Source organism: Erythrobacter sp., from assembly GCF_040217515.1.
In the GTDB taxonomy this organism is placed as follows: Bacteria; Pseudomonadota; Alphaproteobacteria; order Sphingomonadales; family Sphingomonadaceae; genus Erythrobacter.
This window is the reverse complement of the sequence record NZ_JAVJPT010000005.1, coordinates 326,263-343,654: the sequence shown is the minus strand read 5'-3', so window position 1 is coordinate 343,654 and position 17,392 is coordinate 326,263. Positions and strand designations below refer to the sequence as shown.

General features: G+C 65.5%; 19 protein-coding genes. 11 read left to right on the top strand and 8 right to left on the bottom strand.

Annotated elements, in window-relative coordinates:
* Positions 1 to 152: 152 nt before the first annotated feature.
* The 4 genes from RIB52_RS07665 (at position 153) to rlmN (ending at position 4,397) form a co-directional block, all read left to right on the top strand.
* On the top strand, positions 153 to 2,072 hold the full coding sequence (locus RIB52_RS07665) for a lytic transglycosylase domain-containing protein (protein WP_350174577.1): 1,920 nt from the start codon (positions 153 to 155) through the stop codon (positions 2,070 to 2,072).
* A 13-nt stretch (positions 2,073 to 2,085) separates the two neighbouring features.
* Entirely contained in the window at positions 2,086 to 2,568 is a 483-nt protein-coding gene (gene greB / locus RIB52_RS07660) for a transcription elongation factor GreB (RefSeq protein ID WP_350174575.1), read from the top strand.
* Complete coding sequence (locus RIB52_RS07655) at positions 2,561 to 3,067, top strand: invasion associated locus B family protein (RefSeq protein ID WP_350174573.1); 507 nt, start codon at positions 2,561 to 2,563, stop codon at positions 3,065 to 3,067. The genes greB and RIB52_RS07655 overlap by 8 nt, the downstream gene beginning before the upstream one ends.
* A 70-nt stretch (positions 3,068 to 3,137) precedes the next feature.
* Entirely contained in the window at positions 3,138 to 4,397 is a 1,260-nt protein-coding gene (gene rlmN, locus RIB52_RS07650) for a dual-specificity RNA methyltransferase RlmN (protein ID WP_350174571.1), read from the top strand.
* Positions 4,398 to 4,401: 4 nt separating this feature from the next.
* Here the strand turns inward: rlmN and RIB52_RS07645 are convergent, their stop codons facing one another.
* Positions 4,402 to 5,283, bottom strand: a complete 882-nt coding sequence (locus RIB52_RS07645; protein WP_350174569.1) for an endonuclease/exonuclease/phosphatase family protein — start codon at positions 5,281 to 5,283, stop codon at positions 4,402 to 4,404.
* Positions 5,284 to 5,435: 152 nt separating this feature from the next.
* A complete protein-coding gene (locus RIB52_RS07640; RefSeq protein ID WP_350174567.1) occupies positions 5,436 to 6,659 on the bottom strand; it encodes an APC family permease in 1,224 nt (407 codons plus the stop codon).
* 191 nt (positions 6,660 to 6,850) lie between these two features.
* On the opposite strand from RIB52_RS07640, the gene RIB52_RS07635 reads away from it, so the two are divergent.
* The 4 genes from RIB52_RS07635 to RIB52_RS07620 all read left to right on the top strand — a co-directional run bounded on the left by RIB52_RS07635 (position 6,851) and on the right by RIB52_RS07620 (position 9,729).
* Entirely contained in the window at positions 6,851 to 7,363 is a 513-nt protein-coding gene (locus RIB52_RS07635; protein WP_350174565.1) for a glycine zipper 2TM domain-containing protein, read from the top strand.
* Between the two features lie 164 nt (positions 7,364 to 7,527).
* Complete coding sequence (locus RIB52_RS07630; protein ID WP_350174563.1) at positions 7,528 to 8,307, top strand: SDR family oxidoreductase; 780 nt, start codon at positions 7,528 to 7,530, stop codon at positions 8,305 to 8,307.
* On the top strand, positions 8,304 to 8,987 hold the full coding sequence (locus RIB52_RS07625) for a cytochrome b/b6 domain-containing protein (protein ID WP_350174562.1): 684 nt from the start codon (positions 8,304 to 8,306) through the stop codon (positions 8,985 to 8,987). The genes RIB52_RS07630 and RIB52_RS07625 overlap by 4 nt, the downstream gene beginning before the upstream one ends.
* Complete coding sequence (locus RIB52_RS07620) at positions 8,980 to 9,729, top strand: molybdopterin-dependent oxidoreductase (protein WP_350174560.1); 750 nt, start codon at positions 8,980 to 8,982, stop codon at positions 9,727 to 9,729. Before RIB52_RS07625 ends, RIB52_RS07620 begins: the two co-directional genes overlap by 8 nt.
* Before the next feature lie 21 nt (positions 9,730 to 9,750).
* On the opposite strand, the gene RIB52_RS07615 is transcribed toward RIB52_RS07620, so the two are convergent.
* Positions 9,751 to 10,191 carry a DUF1801 domain-containing protein gene (locus RIB52_RS07615; RefSeq protein WP_350174558.1) on the bottom strand — a complete coding sequence of 147 codons (441 nt, stop codon included), beginning with the start codon at positions 10,189 to 10,191 and terminating at the stop codon, positions 9,751 to 9,753.
* A 96-nt stretch (positions 10,192 to 10,287) separates the two neighbouring features.
* On the opposite strand from RIB52_RS07615, the gene RIB52_RS07610 reads away from it, so the two are divergent.
* A complete protein-coding gene (locus RIB52_RS07610; RefSeq protein ID WP_350174556.1) occupies positions 10,288 to 11,550 on the top strand; it encodes a class I SAM-dependent methyltransferase in 1,263 nt (420 codons plus the stop codon).
* On the opposite strand, the gene RIB52_RS07605 is transcribed toward RIB52_RS07610, so the two are convergent.
* The 3 genes from RIB52_RS07605 to RIB52_RS07595 all read right to left on the bottom strand — a co-directional run bounded on the left by RIB52_RS07605 (position 11,547) and on the right by RIB52_RS07595 (position 12,935).
* Positions 11,547 to 11,984: a hypothetical protein gene (locus RIB52_RS07605; RefSeq protein WP_350174554.1), complete on the bottom strand. Its 438-nt coding sequence runs from the start codon at positions 11,982 to 11,984 to the stop codon at positions 11,547 to 11,549. The two genes, RIB52_RS07610 and RIB52_RS07605, sit on opposite strands and share 4 nt — an antisense overlap.
* A gap of 121 nt (positions 11,985 to 12,105) precedes the next feature.
* Positions 12,106 to 12,321 (bottom strand): hypothetical protein, encoded by a 216-nt coding sequence (locus tag RIB52_RS07600; RefSeq protein ID WP_350174552.1) that lies wholly within the window; start codon positions 12,319 to 12,321, stop codon positions 12,106 to 12,108.
* Positions 12,318 to 12,935, bottom strand: a complete 618-nt coding sequence (locus tag RIB52_RS07595) for a hypothetical protein (RefSeq protein ID WP_350174550.1) — start codon at positions 12,933 to 12,935, stop codon at positions 12,318 to 12,320. The genes RIB52_RS07600 and RIB52_RS07595 overlap by 4 nt, the downstream gene beginning before the upstream one ends.
* Positions 12,936 to 13,069: 134 nt before the next feature.
* Here RIB52_RS07595 and RIB52_RS07590 point away from each other — a divergent pair, with 134 nt between their 5' ends.
* Together RIB52_RS07590 and RIB52_RS07585 are read left to right on the top strand one after the other, a co-directional pair.
* Positions 13,070 to 14,284: an argininosuccinate synthase gene (locus tag RIB52_RS07590; protein ID WP_350174548.1), complete on the top strand. Its 1,215-nt coding sequence runs from the start codon at positions 13,070 to 13,072 to the stop codon at positions 14,282 to 14,284.
* A gap of 911 nt (positions 14,285 to 15,195) precedes the next feature.
* Complete coding sequence (locus tag RIB52_RS07585) at positions 15,196 to 15,843, top strand: septal ring lytic transglycosylase RlpA family protein (RefSeq protein WP_350174546.1); 648 nt, start codon at positions 15,196 to 15,198, stop codon at positions 15,841 to 15,843.
* 19 nt (positions 15,844 to 15,862) lie between these two features.
* On the opposite strand, the gene RIB52_RS07580 is transcribed toward RIB52_RS07585, so the two are convergent.
* Both RIB52_RS07580 and RIB52_RS07575 read right to left on the bottom strand, forming a co-directional pair.
* A complete protein-coding gene (locus RIB52_RS07580; protein ID WP_350174544.1) occupies positions 15,863 to 16,246 on the bottom strand; it encodes a hypothetical protein in 384 nt (127 codons plus the stop codon).
* 81 nt (positions 16,247 to 16,327) lie between these two features.
* Positions 16,328 to 16,810: a CHRD domain-containing protein gene (locus RIB52_RS07575; RefSeq protein ID WP_350174542.1), complete on the bottom strand. Its 483-nt coding sequence runs from the start codon at positions 16,808 to 16,810 to the stop codon at positions 16,328 to 16,330.
* Positions 16,811 to 17,392: the final 582 nt, after the last annotated feature.

Genomic DNA, 17,392 nt, shown 5'->3' with positions numbered 1-17,392 from the left:
AAAGAAAAGCCCGTGCACAGACAAGCGGGGTGCGGCATGAGGGTTCCCGCCCGTCACTTTCGCCCCCGCGTTCAGGGCCTGATAAGGAGCCGACCGGCACAATGTCCAGCATGGTCAAACGAATGATGAAGCGAAAAGGGGCGGCCCTGGGCATGCTCGCGACAGGCGCGGCGACGGCGATCGCCGGGCCTTCCGTGGCGCAGATGGCGGACATGCAGGAAGGGCGCGCGGGCCTGGTTGCCCGCCAGCCGACGCCGATCGGCGCGGCGTTGGAACGCTGGGAGATGCTGCTTTCGGATCGCGTCTTCGGCTTTTCCGACTATGCCGGTTTCGTCCTTTCCCATCCCGAATTCCCGCTTACCGACACTCTGCGGGTGCGCGCCGAGAACACGCTCGACAGCGAGGCGCCCTCGGCGGCGCAGATGCTGCGCTATTTCGACCGCAACCCGCCGCTTACCAATGCGGGCCGGGCGCGCTACGCCCTCGCGCTCGCCGGGGCACAGCGGCCCGAAGCCTTCGACGTGGCGCGCGAGGCGTGGCGATCGGGCACGATGAGCGCTCCGGCCGAACTCTACTTGCAAAGCCTGTTCCACGCCCGCTTCACACCTGCGGACCATACCGCGCGGATGGATGCTCTGCTGTGGCAGGGAAATGTCGAAGCGGCCGCGCGGCAGATGATGCACATCCGGCCATCCGATCGCGACCTGGCCATGGCGCGGCTCGCCCTCGTGCGCGGCGCACTGCCCGAAGAAGCGGGCGTGGCCGTGCCGGAAGGGGCGCTGAGCGATCCGGGCTATGTCTATGCCCTCGCCGATCACCTGCGCAGCTCAGGCCGCCTGCCCGAAGCGGTGCAGCTGCTTGCGAGCCGTCCCGCTTTCGACCGCCCCGCCCATGACGACGAGGCGATGGTGGGCCTGATGCTCGACCTCGCCGAGGCGGGCGGGCCGACCAATGCGGTACGAATCGCAAGCCGGATCGACGACGTTTTCGCCGAAGGGCGCGACATTTCCGCCGGCTCTTTCAGGCTGCGCGACCGCTACACCGACCTGATGTGGCTCGGTGGGACGTCGGCGCTGTGGAATCTCGGCGACGGGGCGCAGGCCGCGCCGCTCTTCTACCGCTATGGCACGGGCGCGCGCACCCCGCTCACCCGGACCAAGGGTTTCTATTGGGCTGGCCGTGCCGCACGCCGGGCGGGCAATGAGGAAGATGCCGCGCGCTATTTCGAAATGGCAGCGGAACATCCCGAATATTATTACGGCCAGCTCGCGATCTCGGCGCTGGGCCGCGAGATGCCCGCTTTCGACCCGGTTCCCGCCCCACAGGTGGATCAGGCGGCGCGCGCCGCGTTCGAAGAACGCCCGCTTGTGCGCGCAATCCGCGCGATCGCGACCAACCGCCGCGACTGGCGGACCGAGCGGCGGTTCTTCGAGGCTCTCGGCGAAAGCGCCGGGACTTCGGAGGAAATGGCTCTCGCCGCCCAGCTTGCCCGCGAGACAGGGCTCGAGGAAATGGCCGTCGTGCTCGGCATGAAAGCGGGCGAACACGGCCTGTCCGGATTCGAGCGGCTCGGCTTTCCCACGGTCGACACGCCGCTGGTGAACGACTGGACCATGGTCCATGCAATCAGCCGACAGGAAAGCGAATTCGACCGCACCCGTGTGTCCCATGCCGGCGCGCGCGGGGTCATGCAGCTGATGCCCGGGACAGCGCGCGAACAATCGCGCAAGCTCGGCGTGCGCTACATGTCGGCGAACCTGATCGGCGATCCGACCTACAATATCCGCCTCGGCGATGCCTACTTCGCGCGCATGATGGATTATTACGGCGGTGCCTATCCGCTCGCCATCGGGGCCTACAATGCCGGGCCGGGCCGGGTTAATCAGTGGCTGCGCATGAACGGCGATCCGCGCACCGGCGAAATCGACTGGGTCACATGGGTCGAGAAGATCCCGTCGAATTTCGAGACTCGCTATTACATCATGCGCGTGCTCGGCAATGCGGTCAGCTACAGCCACATGTATCCGGAAAAGGCCGGGCTGCCGCGCGACATCGACCGCTTTCTTCCATAGGGGCCGCGCCGCCATGTCCTCGCGCCAGGGGCCGCCGATCACGCCTGCGGGCTATGCCGCGCTCAAGGCACGCTATGACCACCTGCTCGGCACGGAACGGCCCGAAATCGTCGAGATCGTCAGCTGGGCGGCGGGCAACGGCGACCGCTCGGAAAACGGAGACTATCTCTACGGACGCAAGCGCATGCGCGAGATCGACCGCGAACTCGCCCATCTTGCCCGGCGGATGAAGGCGGTGCGCGTGGTAGATCCCGCGCAGCAGCGCGATGCCTCGCGCGTCTTTTTCGGCGCCCGGGTCGAACTCGCCGACGAGGACGATGAACGCAAGGTCGTGACCGTTGTCGGCGATGACGAACAGGATGCGGGAACGGGCCGGATCGGCTGGAGCTCGCCCCTCGCCCGGGCGCTGCGCGGGGCGAGCGTGGGCGACCTGCGCACGGTGCGATTGCCCACGGGGGAGAAGGAATGGGAAGTGATCAGCATCGACTATGGCTAGGCTTCTCCATCTTCTTCCCCTCACCATCGGCGCGCTTGCGCTTGTCGCCCTGCCCGCTTCGGCCCAATCCCGGAACAGGGAAAGCCTCGGCGTGTATTCCGGCTGGGCCGCCTTTCGCGATGAGGGAGCCGCGCGCTGCTATGCCATCGCCAAGCCGCGCGGTCGCAATGAAAGAGCCGCGTTCGCCAGTGTTGCGACCTGGCCGAAACGCGGCATTCGCGGGCAGCTTCACATCCGCCTCGCCCGCCCCGCCGCCGATGGCAGCGCGCCCGTCCTGCGCGTCGGGGGCCGCCGCTTCGAACTGGTCGCGAGCGGACGCGATGCGTGGGCGCAGGACGGCGCGATGGATGCCGCGATCCTCTCGGCGCTACGCTCGGCCGACACCCTGCGGGTAACGGCGCGCGCCGCGAATGGCGGTCGCTTCACCAGCCGCTATGACCTTGCGGGGGTGGCGACAGCGATGGATGCGGCCCTGGTCGCCTGCGCTAATCGGGACTGACGGGCTTTGCGGCGTCCTCGCGGGCCGGGCTTTGATTTGTGCCGCGCCTGCGCCTATATGCCGGGCGATCATGTCCCAGCCGAGCCTCATGACCATTCCCGGGCAGGTCGACCCGGTTCCCGTCGCGCGCGACATCACCCCGCGCGCGGACGGGCGCGTGGACCTGATCGGCCTGCCCCGGCCGCGCATCCGCGAGCTTTTCGAGCAAGCGGGGCTCGATGCAAGGCAGGCCAAGCTGCGCGCGAAACAGGTGTTCCACTGGCTGTATCACCGCGGGGTGACCGAGTTCGAAGCGATGACCGACATCGCCAAGACGATGCGACCTTGGCTGGCCGAACGGTTCGTGATCGGGCGGCCTGACGTGGTCGAGGCGCAGCACAGTTCGGACGGCACGCGCAAATGGCTGCTGCGCACGGGTGACGGGCACGATTTCGAAATGGTCTTCATTCCCGACGAAACCCGCGGGACGCTGTGCATTTCCAGCCAGGTCGGCTGCACTCTCAACTGCACCTTCTGCCACACCGGCACGATGCGGCTGGTGCGCAATCTGACACCCGGAGAGATCGTCGGCCAGGTCATGCTCGCGCGCGATGCGCTGGGCGAATGGCCGCGCGGGACGATGGCGGGCCTCGACGCTGTCGAGGACGATCGCGGCCACTACACCGCCGATGGCCGCCTGCTCACCAATATCGTGCTGATGGGCATGGGCGAGCCGCTCTACAATTTCGACCATGTTCGCGATGCGCTTCACCTGATCATGGATGGCGACGGGCTGGGCCTGTCGAAACGCCGCATCACCCTGTCGACCAGCGGGGTCATCCCGATGATGGAACGCTGCGGGGAAGAGATCGGCGTCAATCTCGCGGTGAGCCTTCACGCCGTGCGCAAGGAAGTGCGCGACGAGATCGTGCCGCTCAACCGCAAATACGGGATCGAGGAACTGCTTGCCGCCTGCGCAGACTATCCCGGCGCATCCAATGCGCGGCGCATCACCTTCGAATATGTCATGCTCAGGGACAAGAATGACAGCGACGAGGACGCGCGCGAGCTTGTCCGACTGCTGCGCAAATACGACCTGCCCGCCAAGGTGAATCTCATCCCGTTCAATCCGTGGCCGGGTGCGGGCTACGAATGTTCGAGCCCCGAACGCATCCAGGCGTTTTCCGACATCGTCTTCGAAGGCGGCATCAGCGCCCCGGTGCGCACGCCGCGCGGTCGCGATATCGATGCGGCCTGCGGCCAGTTGCGCACTGCGGCAGAAAAGAAAAGCCGCGCCCAGAGGGACCGCGAAGCGCGCGAAAGCGAAGCGACGGCCGCCCCGTTCGCCTAGGCGATTATATGCCGGTGACCGTGAAAGTCAGCGGAGCGTGGTCCGAAAACTTCTCGATCCACTCATCGCGTTCGCTCTCGCTCTCCAGCTGCGCCCAACCGCCGACCTCGACCTCATAGCTTTCGCCTTCGACGCGCGGGTGAGGGTGCCGGGCAAGCTCGAGGTGGTCGGCGACGAAAACATGATCGAGTTCGGATGGCGGAAGGTCCGATTTCGATCCGTTGGAAAACGTGTGCGGGTGGCTCGTGATGGGCTTTCGCATGGCGCGGAATGCCATGCGTTCGGTGAGGACAGCAATTTCGCGCTCCATCGGGATGTCGTGGCCGCGGCGATAGTAATCGAGCCCCATGGTGTTGTAATCGCCCAGAACGATGAAGTTCGCAGCGCGTTTGTCCACTCCGGCGACCTCTGCAGCCGAAGCATCCAGCGCGCGTTTGAGGGAAAAGATCCTGTCGAACATCGCATCGCGCAACCCGAAGCCCTCGGCGCTGGGCAGGCTCTTGAGATGGACGAAAAGGATCGGGATGTGCACCTCGCCCTCGTGCACCGTGAGAAGCGCGCCCGGCCGCAGATAGATGTTGTTGCGCTTGAATTCATCCTTCTGGGTAAAGAACGACCCCAGACCGGGGCGCACCCCGATGAGAATTTCCTGAGACTGCGCACCCGTGGTGATGTTGAAGGTGTGGTTGGGAAACGCCTCGACCATTCGCCGGTAAACGAAGCTGCTCGAAACCTCGCTGATACCGAAAATGTCGGGGCTTTCGCTGCTTATGGTGTCGATCACCCGGTCAAGCCGGTTCAGACGTTTCTGCCGGGTTCTGGAATCCTTCCCTCCACTCCCGTTAAAATGCTCGATATTCCAGGCCAAGATTTTGAGCGGCAACATATCCCCACCCCTTTTTCCTCTGCGATTTGCCGATAATACTTCTGCCGTAAGTATAGGCGAATGATATTCCTGTCACGCGTTTCGCAGACGAACCAAGGGATACGGCATTACTTTGGCCGACACGGCAGCGAAAGGCCGAGAGCAAGATCGGACTAGCCGCCGATCCCGATCGTCCACAAGGCGACCTGGCCGACAACGGCGAGCGCGCAGGTAATCACCCCGAGAACGGGCACGATCTTCCACATGTTCGGCACGTCTTCGGGCTGGCTTTCGCGTTTCAGCTTCCACAGCGCCGCATTGACCGCGGTGAAGACCATCAGGATCGCAAGGCTCGTCCCGCTCGCCAGCGTGCCCAGCGGCACGAACAGCGCGAGGACGAGGATCACCGCAAGCGAGGCAAGCGTCGCGATGATCGGCGTGTGCGTCGTGGCGTTGACCCGCCCGAAGATCTCCGGCGTATTCAGCAGGTCGTCGCGCCCCATGTCCATCAGCAGGCGGGCGGCCGCGATCACCTGGGTCAGCGCGCCGTTGACGATCACGAACAGGCTGGCAATGGCAAGCGGCAGGGCCGGAAAGCCCGTGTCCGCAGTCGCGGCATAGACCAGCGGCGCATCGGCTCCGGCGATCGCGTCGATGTCGCTCCGCCCGGCAAGGGCCGTCGCGATGGCGAGATAGAATACGAAGACGATCGCCAGAACCAGCCACATGGCGAGAGGCAGCGTCCTCTTCACGTCCTTCACCTCCTCGGCGGTCTGGGCGACGTCGCCGAAGCCGATGAAGGAATAGATCGCGAGGAAGGCGCCCGCGAGAATCGCGCTCGCTCCGCCCGCATTCCAGATCTCGCTGCCTTGCGCGAACTTGCCCGGCCAGCCGATCAGGCTGTCGCGCAGCAGCCAGAGCACCACCAGCAGGGTCGCAATGCCGATCGCGGTGGTGACCGACATGAACCAGGCGCTCTGCTTCATCCCCGCGATCGAGATCGCTCCCAACAGCACCACCAGCCAGCCGGTGGCGAGCCAGTGCGGGAGGTCGACGAAACTGTTCAGGTAGGACACGAAACCGGTGGTTATGGTCGCGCCCGAGACGATGTTGGCGATGATCATCATCCAGCCGATCACGCCCGCGAAACTGTCCGATCCGAAACCCTTGCGGATATAGTCGATTGCCCCGCCCGCGCTCGGCACGCGTGCGGCGATCTCTGCAAAGGAGAGCGCGGTGAAGACCGCGACCACCCCGGCCGTCGCATAGGCGAGCGGGGCTAGCGTGCCCGCCTCGCCCATGACCTCGCCGATGACGACGAAGATGCCGGCGCCAAGGATCGTCCCCGTCCCGTAGAGGATGAGGCTCGCAAGGCCCATTGATCGCTTGAGTGGCATTGCGCTCCTTCGCTCGTACCTGTCGTCCAACCAAGCCGCGAGGACGCTTCACGTTCCGCGTCCAACGGCCCGGCGACACCGGCGGGCGGATGGGCGGGTGCACCGCTTGGAATTGGATTTGTTCAGCCAGCGTTCGCCTTGGATGAACGAAAAGAGGCTGTCCGCATCCCCGGACAGGAAAGGACTGGGTCATGAAAAATCTCGCAATGCTCGCTGCAACCGGATCGCTCGCCGTCTTCGCCGCGCCTACCGCCGCTGCCGATCCGGCTCTCCCCGCGACCGCCGACGCGACCGTCTTCGCCGGCTTTGCCGCCGACATGCCCGACACGGCCGACTATGATCGCGGTCCCCCGCGCCGTGCCAGAGACTGGGGCCGCCGCGACCGCGACTGGGACGACAGGCGCTGGGACCGCGATTGGGACGATGACGACGACTGGCACGAGCGGCGCTGGCGCGAGCGGGAGCGCTGGCGCGAAGGCCGTCGAATCGGCCGCCGCGACCGGATCTGGCGCGGGCGCGACGGGCGCTTTCGCTGCCGCCGCGATGACGGGACGACCGGCCTCGTGATCGGCGCAGGGGTCGGCGCATTGCTCGGGCGCGAGATCGACCGGCGCGGCGATCGCACGCTCGGCACGGTGCTGGGCGGCGTGGTCGGCGGCCTGCTCGGCCGGGAAATCGACCGCGGCGGCGTTCGCTGTCGCTGAGCGCAGGTCGAGGCTTCACAAGAGGGCCGCCGGGCGGAGCTTCCGGCGGTCCTTTTGGTTGCGCGCCCATCCCTGCGGCCCCCTCCTTCCGCGTTGCCGCGACGCATGGGCGCTGGTAGGTCTCGCGGGATGCAGCGCTATCCGCATTTTCCGGCGATCCGGGCATGACCCGACCCGCGGTCCTCGTCACCGGCGGCGCGACCCGGATCGGGGCGGCTATCATCACCGGTTTCGCCGAGGCCGGCTGGCATGCGGTAATCCATTACAACTCCTCGGCAGGCCCGGCGGACGAACTCGCGGCCACGCTGCCCTCGGCCGAAACGGTGCAATGCGACCTTGCGGATACCCGCGCGGCAACCACGATGGTCGAGGACCTCGCCGCGCGGCTTCCCGACTGGCGCTGCCTCGTCAATTCGGCTTCGCTGTTCGAATATGACGGGGCCGAACAGGCCGACGGCGAAATCTATGCCCGGGCGATGCAGGTCAACGCATTCGCCCCGGCGCGCATCGCCCAGGCCTTCCTCGCCGGTGCGACAAGCGAGGAAGGGCGCGTCGTGATCCAGGTCACCGACATGAAGATCGCCAATCCCAATCCCGATTTCTTCAGCTACACCATGTCCAAGCACGCGCTGGCTTCCACCATCGCCATGCTGGCGAAGGGCGCTGGCGATGCACGGGACCGGGTCTACGGTCTTGCGCCCGGGGCGATCCTGGCAAGCCACGACCAGCGCGAGGAGGAGACCGAGGTCTCGCACCGCCTCAACCTGCTCGGGCGCAAGACCGACGTGGACGAAATCGTTGCCGCCGCGCGCTTTCTCGCCACCCGCGCGATGCGCAGCGGGTCGACGATTTTCGTCGATTCGGGCCAGCACCTGCTCGATCAGGACCGCGACGTGATCTGGCTCGCCCGCGAAAAGGTCCGCGCCGGGGGTAGCCCGGCATGAGGCACGCGCTTTCCACCCGGTTGTGGCACTGGATCAACGCGCTCGCGGTGGTGGTCCTGTTCATGTCGGGGCTGACGATCTCGAACGCGCACCGGCGACTTTACTGGGGTCATTCCGGCTTCTCGCCGGAAGAGGCGTGGCTCCACGTCATGCGCTTTCCCGGCTGGGCGACGCTGCCGATGTTCCGCTACGACCTTGCCGAAGCGCGCGACTGGCACAACACGGCCGCGTGGCTGTTTGCCCTTGGCCTGCTCGCCTACTGGATCGTGATCCTCGTGAACGGCCATTTCCGGCGCGATGTCGCCGCCGGCCCGCGCGCTTACGCACCGGGCGCGATCTGGGGCACGATCAGGGGTTATCTGACAGGCGAGAACCGGCGCACGGAAAAGGTCGATTACAACCCGCTCCAGCGCATCGCCTATGCCTTCGTGCTCGGCGTGTTCCTGCCGGGAATGGTCCTCACAGGACTTGCCATGAGCCCGGGGATCGAACCCGCCGCGCCATGGCTGGTCGAGTTCTTCGGCGGGCGGCAGAGCGCGCGTTCGATCCATTTCCTGTTCGCCTTCGCCCTGCTCGGGTTCCTCGTCGTTCATGTCGCGATGGTCTTCGTCGCCGGGCCGGTGAAGACGCTCGGCGGGATGATCGTCGCCCGGCCGGGCAAGGAAAACGCCCATGGCTGAGATCGGTCGCCGCCACCTGCTCGCCGGTCTCGCCGCGCTGGGCGCGGGTGCCTGTTCGCGGATCGGGGAAAGCGAAAGCGCCACTTCGATTTTCGACAGCGCCGAAAGCTGGCATCGCGAGGCCCAGCGCGCGCTCGCCGGGCGGCAACGGCTCGCGCCCGAATTCGAACCTTCCGACATCTCGCTCACATTTCGCGGCAACGGTTCGCTCACCGTCGACACGGCGGACTATCGGGCAGAACTGTCAAAGGGCTTTCCGAACTGGCGGCTGACTGTGACCGGCCTTGTCGACAAGCCGCTCAGCCTCTCGCTCGAAGCGCTGCGCGCCCTGCCCCAGCGCAAGCAGATCACGCGCCATGACTGCGTCGAGGGCTGGAGCGCGATCGGCGAATGGACCGGCGTGCCGCTTTCGAGCCTGCTCGATGCGGCGCTGGTGCGGCCCGAGGCGAACTTCATCGTCTTTCGCTGCGCCGACACGCTTTATGGGCGCCGCTATTACGAAAGCGTCGACATGATCGATGCCTATCACCCCCAGACCATCGTCGCGCACCAGCTCAACGGCGAGAACCTGCCGGAAAAGAACGGCGCGCCTTTGCGCATGCGGATCGAACGGCAATTGGGTTACAAGCACGCCAAGTATCTCACGGGCATCGAGGCGGTCGCGAGCCTGGACAATGTCGGCGAAGGCAAGGGCGGGTTCTGGGAGGATGTCGCCGATTACCAGTGGTATGCCGGGATCTAGGCCGCCCGCCATCGGTGCGCGTCAGGCTGGCGGGTAGATCCGCTGCATCGCCCACCAGTCGGCCGCCACCAGCTCCTCCAGCACGGCGATGTCGATATCAGCCAGCTTGTTGATGTAAAGACAGCTCTTGCCCTGCGAATGCTTGCCCAGTTTCTCGAGCAGGCGCGCGCGTTCACCGGCGGCCAGTTCGTCGCAATAGCCGCCCATCAAATAGAGCGAATGCTTCGCCTTGCGCGGCGAAAAGCCGCTGCGCATCCAGCGCACTTCTCGCCCGCTGGCATATACCGTCTCATACTCGCCATAGCCCACGATCGCATCGCCCCACATCACCGGCTCCTGCCCCGTCGCGCGGCGGAACAACGCGTCGAGCACGCGGGCATCCTCGCGCTTCGCGGGCGGCTCGACCGCGGCGAGGAACGCTTCGACACTGCCCGAATTGGGCCGGGTTTTGGCATCGACCATGACATCAATGATAGCGCAATGTAGACATAACCGGAAGAAGCGGCATGGTTCGCGCATCGGGGCTGACGGGATCTTTCCTGCGAACAGGGAGCAAGCATGAGCAAGACCTTTTTGGACCGTTTTCTGTCCGGCGCGGTGGAGCGCGGGCGGCTCGGCGTGGTCTTCGCCGACGGCGAGGCGCGGGTCTATGGAACCACGGCCGAAGGCTTTCCGGAAATCGTGCTGCGTTTCACGGACGATGCCGTGCCGCGCGACATCGTGCTCGATCCGAGGCTCGGCGCGGCGGAAGCCTTCATGGACGGGCGTCTCGTGATCGAGGAAGGCGATGTCATGGGCCTTGTCAGCCTGCTGCGGATGAACGGGCGCTGGGAACGCGGCGACGACAAGCTTCGAGCGAGCCTTCCCAAAAGGCTGGTGAACCGGGCTGCGGTCACGATCGACCGCTTCAACGACGCAGTGCGCGCCCAGAAGAACGTCGCGCATCACTACGACATCGGTAACCCGCTCTATGCGCTGATGCTCGATCCCGAACATTTTCAATATTCCTGCGCCTACTGGAACGAGGACCATTTCGGCCCCGACATGACGCTGGGCGAAGCGCAGGAAGCCAAGCTCGCCCATATCGCGGCCAAGCTGCGGGTCCAGCCGGGTCACAAAGTGCTCGATATAGGCTGCGGCTGGGGCGGCATGGCGATCTACCTTGCGCGTCATTACGATGTGGAGGTGACGGGGATCACGCTGTCATCCGAACAGGCCTCGCTCGCGCGCAAACGGATCGCCGAGGCGGGCGTCGCCGGGCAGGTTTCAATCGAGCTCGTCGATTACCGCGATTTCGCCGCGAGCGGGAAGAGCTTCGACCGGATCGTTTCGGTCGGGATGTTCGAGCATGTCGGCCAGGCTCAGTTCGACACCTTCTTCGAATGCTGCGCGCAGCTGCTCGATCCGATGGGCGTGATGCTGATCCACACGATCGGGCGGATGGGATCGCCCGGCACGACCGATGCCTTCACGCGCAAGTACATCTTCCCCGGCGGCTACATCCCGGCCCTGTCCGAGACCGTCGCCTCTTCGGAGAAATTCCGCCTCATCGCCGCCGATGTCGAGGCACTGCGGGTCCATTACGCAAAGACGATCCGCGCCTGGTACGCCAATTGCCTCGCCAACAGGGACGCGATCGTCGCGCTCCACGACGAGCGCTTTTTCCGCATGTGGACCTTTTATCTCGCAGGCGCGGCTACCGTGTTCGAACATGGAGGCATGTGCAATTACCAGATCCAGTATGTCCGCGACCGCCACGCGCTTCCCCTCACCCGCGACTGGATCGCGCAGGAGGAGAAGCGCCTGCTTTCGGGCGGTTAGCGTGCGGCGAGCCGCGCCGGATCGACCAGCGCGACGGGGCCGTGATCATCCATGTGATCGCCATGGACAAAATGGAGCCGCCCATCATGGATGTAATCCATGTGGTCGCCATGCTGGACCATGGCGTGCTCCTCGCCGTCATGGCCGTGCATGTGATCGTCGGTGGTCACCACGCTCGCCAGTTCCTCGGCGGCCGGATTGGTCGAGGAAACAGCGAGCGCGTGCTCGTCATAATGGCCGGAATGGCCGAAATGGAGATGCCCGTCGTGAAGGTAATCGACGTGGCCGGCGTGTTCGATTGCCATGTGCCCGCAATCGGCGCCGTGGGCGTGATCCTCATGCCCGGCATGGAGGACTTCGTGCGCGTAAGCACCGGCGGCAAGCGCGCTCGCAGCAACGGCAATGGGGGCGAGAAGGAAGAGGGATCTGGTCATTGGCAACTCCGGTAATGATAGATCCCGAACGGGCTGGTATGCGCAAAAGCCCTGCGTGTCACGCTAAAAAACGATGAAACATTAGGACATTACATCGCCGGACTGCGGTGCGGCCCGTTGTTTACTTGCGGCATCGTACGGTCGCCGTCGCATTGCCCCTGTAACTGCGGTCGGTCGCCTTGGTCGCGGAGGAAGAACTCGTCGGCTGGCCGATCACCGTTCCCCCGTCATAGCGGCAAGCCCCGCGAGCGGCGACTTCGGCAGCGCGGCGCGCCTGCGACTTTGCCGAACTCAGGCTGGCGGTCAGTGCCGTACCGCTGCGCGTGACCATCGTCACCCTGGAACCGCCCGTTTCTCTGCCCGTACCGTCAGCCCGCCGCGGAGGCGCCTGCCCGCGGTCGGGATCGGCGCCGATGCCGAAGACGGTGCGCCGCGAGCCGTTTCCCAGCCCAGCATGTCGACGCTCCCCCCAGGGTGCGTGCGGAACCGGAAAGTGGTGATGACCTCGTCATGGATGGGATCGCCTCGCGTGGTGAAGGCCCGGTTCATGATGATGCCGAGCGAACTCGTCCCGTCGCCCTTATCGATGCACGCAGCCCGCTTGGCCCCGACGAGTTCGGGGAACAGCGCCATGCGGGTAACACCGATCCGGGTGATGCCGAGCCGTTTTATGCTCGCGAGGTAATCGTCGTAGACCTCCTGCCCGGTCATGCATGTGCGCTTGCCCTCGAAGGTCTCGCAATAGCTTCGGCTGTCGGCGAGGAGGATGCGGGACATGTGTGCAGGCGACACGGTCATGTCCTCGAAATGGTAAAGCGCATTGCGGCATTCGCTGTCGTCAAGCCGTTGGGCCTCGGCCGCCGTGGCCAGCGTGATCGCCGCCAGCATCGCGGCCCGTTTCGCCAGTTTCGTCATGCGCATCGCCGCAACCCCCAAAACCGCGCGCCCCATGGGCAAGTCTAGCCGCTCGCCGGGCATTCTCAAGCGGCCGCTGCACGGCAATTGTGCCCCGCGCGATTGGCTGATACGTGCCCGCCCAGCGTGCGGGCCGCCCGGCCCGCGCAACCTGATCCGGGACCTTATCCATGAGCGACATAAAGCGCGTCGTCCTCGCCTATTCGGGCGGCCTCGACACTTCCGTCATCGCCAGGTGGCTCTCCGTCGAGCGCGGGCTGGAAGTCGTCACCTTCACCGCCGACCTCGGCCAGGGCGAGGAAATCGAACCGGCGCGCGAAAAGGCCCGCGCGATGGGCATTCCGGACGAACATATCTTCATCGAGGACCTGCGCGAGGAATTCGCGGCCGATTTCGTGTTCCCGATGATGCGCGCCAATGCCCGCTACGAAGGCGACTACCTGCTCGGCACCAGCATCGCGCGCCCGCTCATTTCCAAGCGTCTCGTCGAGATCGCACGCGAAACCGGCGCCGATGCGATCGCCCACGGCGCGACCGGCAAGGGGAACGACCAGGTTCGCTTCGAACTCTCGGCCTATGCGCTCGACCCGAACATCACGGTCATCGCCCCATGGCGCGAATGGGACCTCACCAGCCGCACCGCGCTCATCGCCTGGGCGGAAGCGCACCAGATCAAGGTGCCGACCGACAAGCGCGGCGAAAGCCCCTTCTCGACCGATGCGAACCTCCTCCACACCTCGTCCGAGGGCAAGGTGCTCGAGGATCCGTGGGAGGAAACGCCGGATTACGTCTATTCGCGCACGGACCACCCGGAGGATGCGCCCGATACCCCCGAATATATCGAGATCGGCTTCGAGAAGGGCGACGGCGTATCGCTGAACGGCGAAGCGATGTCGCCCGCCACCCTGCTCGCGGCGCTCAACGATCTCGGGCGCCGGCACGGCATCGGACGGCTCGATCTCGTCGAGAACCGCTTCGTGGGCATGAAATCGCGCGGGATGTACGAAACCCCCGGCGGCGAAATCTATGCCCGCGCCCATCGGGGTATCGAACAGATCACGCTCGACCGGGGCGCGGCGCATCTCAAGGACGAGCTGATGCCGAAATATGCCGAAGCGATCTACAACGGCTTCTGGTTCAGCCCCGAGCGCGAAATGCTGCAGGCCGCGATCGACCATTCTCAGGCCAAGGTCACGGGCACGGTACGGATGAAGCTCTACAAGGGCCTCGCCAGCGTGGTCGGGCGCAGATCGCCGCATTCGCTTTATTCGGAAGCGCACGTGACTTTCGAAGACGATGCCGGGGCCTATGACCAGAAAGACGCGGAAGGCTTCATCAAGCTCAACGCGCTGCGCCTTCGCCTGCTCGCCCGCCGCGAACGCTGACGGCGCGAGTCGCCGCGCGGACCCTGCGAATTAGCGCAACATTCATGGAGCGGCTGTTGGCGATTCTTGCCGCACGCCCCAGCCCGTTCGAGGCAACCGTCGCGGGTGCACCTATCCAATGCGACGAGCGGTTCAGTTGTCCACACTTCTCCACAGCGAAGTCGGGGAAAAGTGGATAAGTCACCCTTGCATCGCTTGCCCAACGCGGTCCCGAAGCGCAATCTCAAACTGTCTTCGGAACGGGAAAGATCGGAGCACCAAAGTCGCAAGGCCTTGGAAAACCGTGCTTTTCAGGACCGGAGGCCGCGTTGGTCACTGTCCACGCGCCATCTGAGAGACGACATGCAGGAAGCTTAGGCCGAATGCAAGCCGACTTGCCCGACGATGGTGCGAAGCTGGACCGGCGTGAAGGCCGCGATACCGGCCGGCAAGGCAGCAGCGACGGGTCTTCGGTCCCGCGGTTGCACCGATCCTTGCCAGCCAGACGGGATCACGGTCTCGGCCAGGCGGGCAGCCGGTCGGCCAGGCGAAGGCCCTTTCGAGGTGTCTCGTCGGCCAGCCGGAAACGCTACCAGGCCGGATGCCGGCGCGAGCGCCGGTGAGGAAGCCTTCGGGCAGGCCGCGCCTTCGGGTGCAGCCGCCGTAAGGCCCAGACATCGGGCGCCAAGCGCGCTGCCGGATCGAGCGGGACGGACGGTTCGCCGAAAGTTCCGCATGAGAAAGCGGCGACCACGCGCCGGTGAGAGTGGGGTCGGCAGCGATGCCGGCCCCATTTGCTTGGGGCGCCCCTCCAAACCATTTCGGCCCCCGGCCCCCGGCCCCATTCTCGAAAGCGGTAAACGGCCCCTTGCAAGCGACCTCGCGGCGCATCCCGGTTGCCTTGCATCGGCGCGTCAGGGTAACCTGCCTGCGTGAAGGACGGTTCCACCCCTGCGCGCGCGCTCGGCGGTTTCGGGCATGTCGCACGCCTCTTCCCGGCGGCGGCGCTCGCTGCGGCGGCTGCGTGCCTTTGCGGTCCGGTCAAGGCGCAGGAAGACATCTCCGAAGCCGATGGCGACGCGCCGCCGGACACCGCTCGCCCGCAGATCGAGGACCGCGCCGCCAGGCCGCGCCCCCCCGCCGAGCCCGTCGCAAGCCCTGTTGCCCCGGCGACCTTCTCCGCCGCCTTCGCCCCGCTGGCCGAGGCCCCGCGCCCCGATCTCGCCGTGCCGACAGGCGCAGTCGACCTCGCCGAGATCGAACCGACCGTCGAAGCCCCGGCCTTCCGCAGCCTCGGGATCGGCACGGCTTCGTATTACGGGCGGCGGTTCCACGGGCGGCGCACGGCGAACGGGGAGCGGTTCGACATGAACGCGCTCACCGCCGCGCATCGCACCCTGCCCTTCGGCAGCCTCGTGCGCGTCACCAATCCGTCCAACGGGCGCAGCGTGACGGTGCGGATCAACGATCGCGGCCCCTTCGTGCGCGGCCGGGTGATCGATGTCAGCCGCGCGGCGGCGAAGCGGCTCGGCCTGATCCGGCGGGGCCACGCCCCGGTAAGGCTCGAATTGCTCGAATAGCCCCGCGCCGGGCCTGGACCTAGTCGTTCGGGACGTATCCCATGCCGAGATTGCCGGTCGAACCGGTGATGCGCACCTTCACCCGCGCGCCCTGCTCCTGCGAGGTGTTGCGCAGCAGCGCCGCTTCGCCGCGGGCGAAATCGTGCTGGAATTCGACGCCGGGCGCGACCGTGCCGACACTCACGCGCTCCTCCCCGTCCCGCGCCAGCACTTCGACGGCGACCGGCCCGACATTCTCGCCCGAGACGCTGAACGCCCCGCGCTGCCCGCCGCCCAGGACGAAGGTCTGCCCCGCCTCGATCGCGAGATTGGAATTGATCGCCGCGCTGGCGGCAACGGCGACAAGGCCCGCGCCGCCCGCGAGAGCGAGGGCGGAAAGGACGGCTTTGGCAAGGTCTGGCATGGGGTAATCTCCGCGTGGGTTACTGGATAATCCCGCGCCAAGCTACGCCGCCTTGTGCCGGGCGGATGCGCCGCGCGCCGATTACATCCCCGCGCCCATCAACTGCCCGCGCACCGCGCCGCCGGGAAATTCCTCGTTATGGACATTGACGTAGAAGCCGTCGGGATCGGCCAGCATCGCGCTCGCCAGCTCGCTTTCGACCACCGCGCAGGCCTCGGTCCGCTCGCCGATTTCGGGGGTGGAAAGCGAGACGACGACGGGGCCGTTCTCCTCCGCCCCGCCGCGATGGATATGCGCCCCGGTGGGCGCACCGATCGCGCCGACTTCGATCTCATAGCACAGCTCGCCCTGCGGGTTCAGCGCGGCGATGAACTCGCCCGCCCCGTTGGCGTCGCCGGTCTCGGGCACTTCGGCCTGGCCGGACAGGTTGGTGGCAAGCTGCGTGCCGTACCCAAGCGCATCGCCGCCCGCGCCATAAGTCGAACAGGCAGAAAGCGAGAGCGCGGCCGCAGCGGCGAGCGCGGCGGTTTTCGGGAAAGCGACGGTGAGAGCGGTGCGGGTCATGGAATGCTCCTTCGCTGGTTTTGTTGTCACAAGGTCAGCGAGTGGGGGAGCGGGTTGTTCCGGACCGAACCGGTTCTTGGACCATCCCGCCCCATCCTGTGTCCGGAACGTAGTTATAGATCAAATTACCATCCTCATCATTGGCGCCGTCAAACGTCACACCGTGAAAAAAGGTCGGATTAAATTTGGATCTAAGATCATTCCAACGACGCTTAAAAAAGTTCTCCCAAGTCGCGTCTAGTCCTTTGAGTCCGAAACGGCTGTGAGAATTAAAATGTCGAGCTACCGGTGAGGTCGGTTTCCAAAAGTCCGCAAACTCATTGATTGCAATAGACCGCGCAACGCGACGCCTCAAGACCGCCGACGTATTGTATTGAAAATCCTCCGCGCCTCGGAGAACTTCGCTACCACCATTACAGCATCCCGCTAAGTCTCCATAGTGTAGTAGCTCATTCTCAGCAATACCAACGCGAACGCCGATCCTGTTCAACTCCTTCTTCAGGACCTTTAAGCCTCGTATTCTTCGCTCTAAGCTCAGCGAAAATTCCCTGCCATCTGTAGATATACCTTCAGACTCAAATA

Excerpts from the sequence above, each read along its gene's own strand:
- RIB52_RS07665 (WP_350174577.1), top strand. The coding sequence starts at position 153 with ATGCTCGCGACAGGCGCGGCGACGGCGATCGCCGGGCCTTCCGTGGCG.
- greB (WP_350174575.1), top strand. The coding sequence starts at position 2,086 with ATGTCCTCGCGCCAGGGGCCGCCGATCACGCCTGCGGGCTATGCCGCG.
- RIB52_RS07655 (WP_350174573.1), top strand. The coding sequence starts at position 2,561 with ATGGCTAGGCTTCTCCATCTTCTTCCCCTCACCATCGGCGCGCTTGCG.
- rlmN (WP_350174571.1), top strand. The coding sequence starts at position 3,138 with ATGTCCCAGCCGAGCCTCATGACCATTCCCGGGCAGGTCGACCCGGTT.
- RIB52_RS07645 (WP_350174569.1), bottom strand. The coding sequence starts at position 5,283 with ATGTTGCCGCTCAAAATCTTGGCCTGGAATATCGAGCATTTTAACGGG.
- RIB52_RS07640 (WP_350174567.1), bottom strand. The coding sequence starts at position 6,659 with ATGCCACTCAAGCGATCAATGGGCCTTGCGAGCCTCATCCTCTACGGG.
- RIB52_RS07635 (WP_350174565.1), top strand. The coding sequence starts at position 6,851 with ATGAAAAATCTCGCAATGCTCGCTGCAACCGGATCGCTCGCCGTCTTC.
- RIB52_RS07630 (WP_350174563.1), top strand. The coding sequence starts at position 7,528 with ATGACCCGACCCGCGGTCCTCGTCACCGGCGGCGCGACCCGGATCGGG.
- RIB52_RS07625 (WP_350174562.1), top strand. The coding sequence starts at position 8,304 with ATGAGGCACGCGCTTTCCACCCGGTTGTGGCACTGGATCAACGCGCTC.
- RIB52_RS07620 (WP_350174560.1), top strand. The coding sequence starts at position 8,980 with ATGGCTGAGATCGGTCGCCGCCACCTGCTCGCCGGTCTCGCCGCGCTG.
- RIB52_RS07615 (WP_350174558.1), bottom strand. The coding sequence starts at position 10,191 with ATGGTCGATGCCAAAACCCGGCCCAATTCGGGCAGTGTCGAAGCGTTC.
- RIB52_RS07610 (WP_350174556.1), top strand. The coding sequence starts at position 10,288 with ATGAGCAAGACCTTTTTGGACCGTTTTCTGTCCGGCGCGGTGGAGCGC.
- RIB52_RS07605 (WP_350174554.1), bottom strand. The coding sequence starts at position 11,984 with ATGACCAGATCCCTCTTCCTTCTCGCCCCCATTGCCGTTGCTGCGAGC.
- RIB52_RS07595 (WP_350174550.1), bottom strand. The coding sequence starts at position 12,935 with ATGGGGCGCGCGGTTTTGGGGGTTGCGGCGATGCGCATGACGAAACTG.
- RIB52_RS07590 (WP_350174548.1), top strand. The coding sequence starts at position 13,070 with ATGAGCGACATAAAGCGCGTCGTCCTCGCCTATTCGGGCGGCCTCGAC.
- RIB52_RS07580 (WP_350174544.1), bottom strand. The coding sequence starts at position 16,246 with ATGCCAGACCTTGCCAAAGCCGTCCTTTCCGCCCTCGCTCTCGCGGGC.
- RIB52_RS07575 (WP_350174542.1), bottom strand. The coding sequence starts at position 16,810 with ATGACCCGCACCGCTCTCACCGTCGCTTTCCCGAAAACCGCCGCGCTC.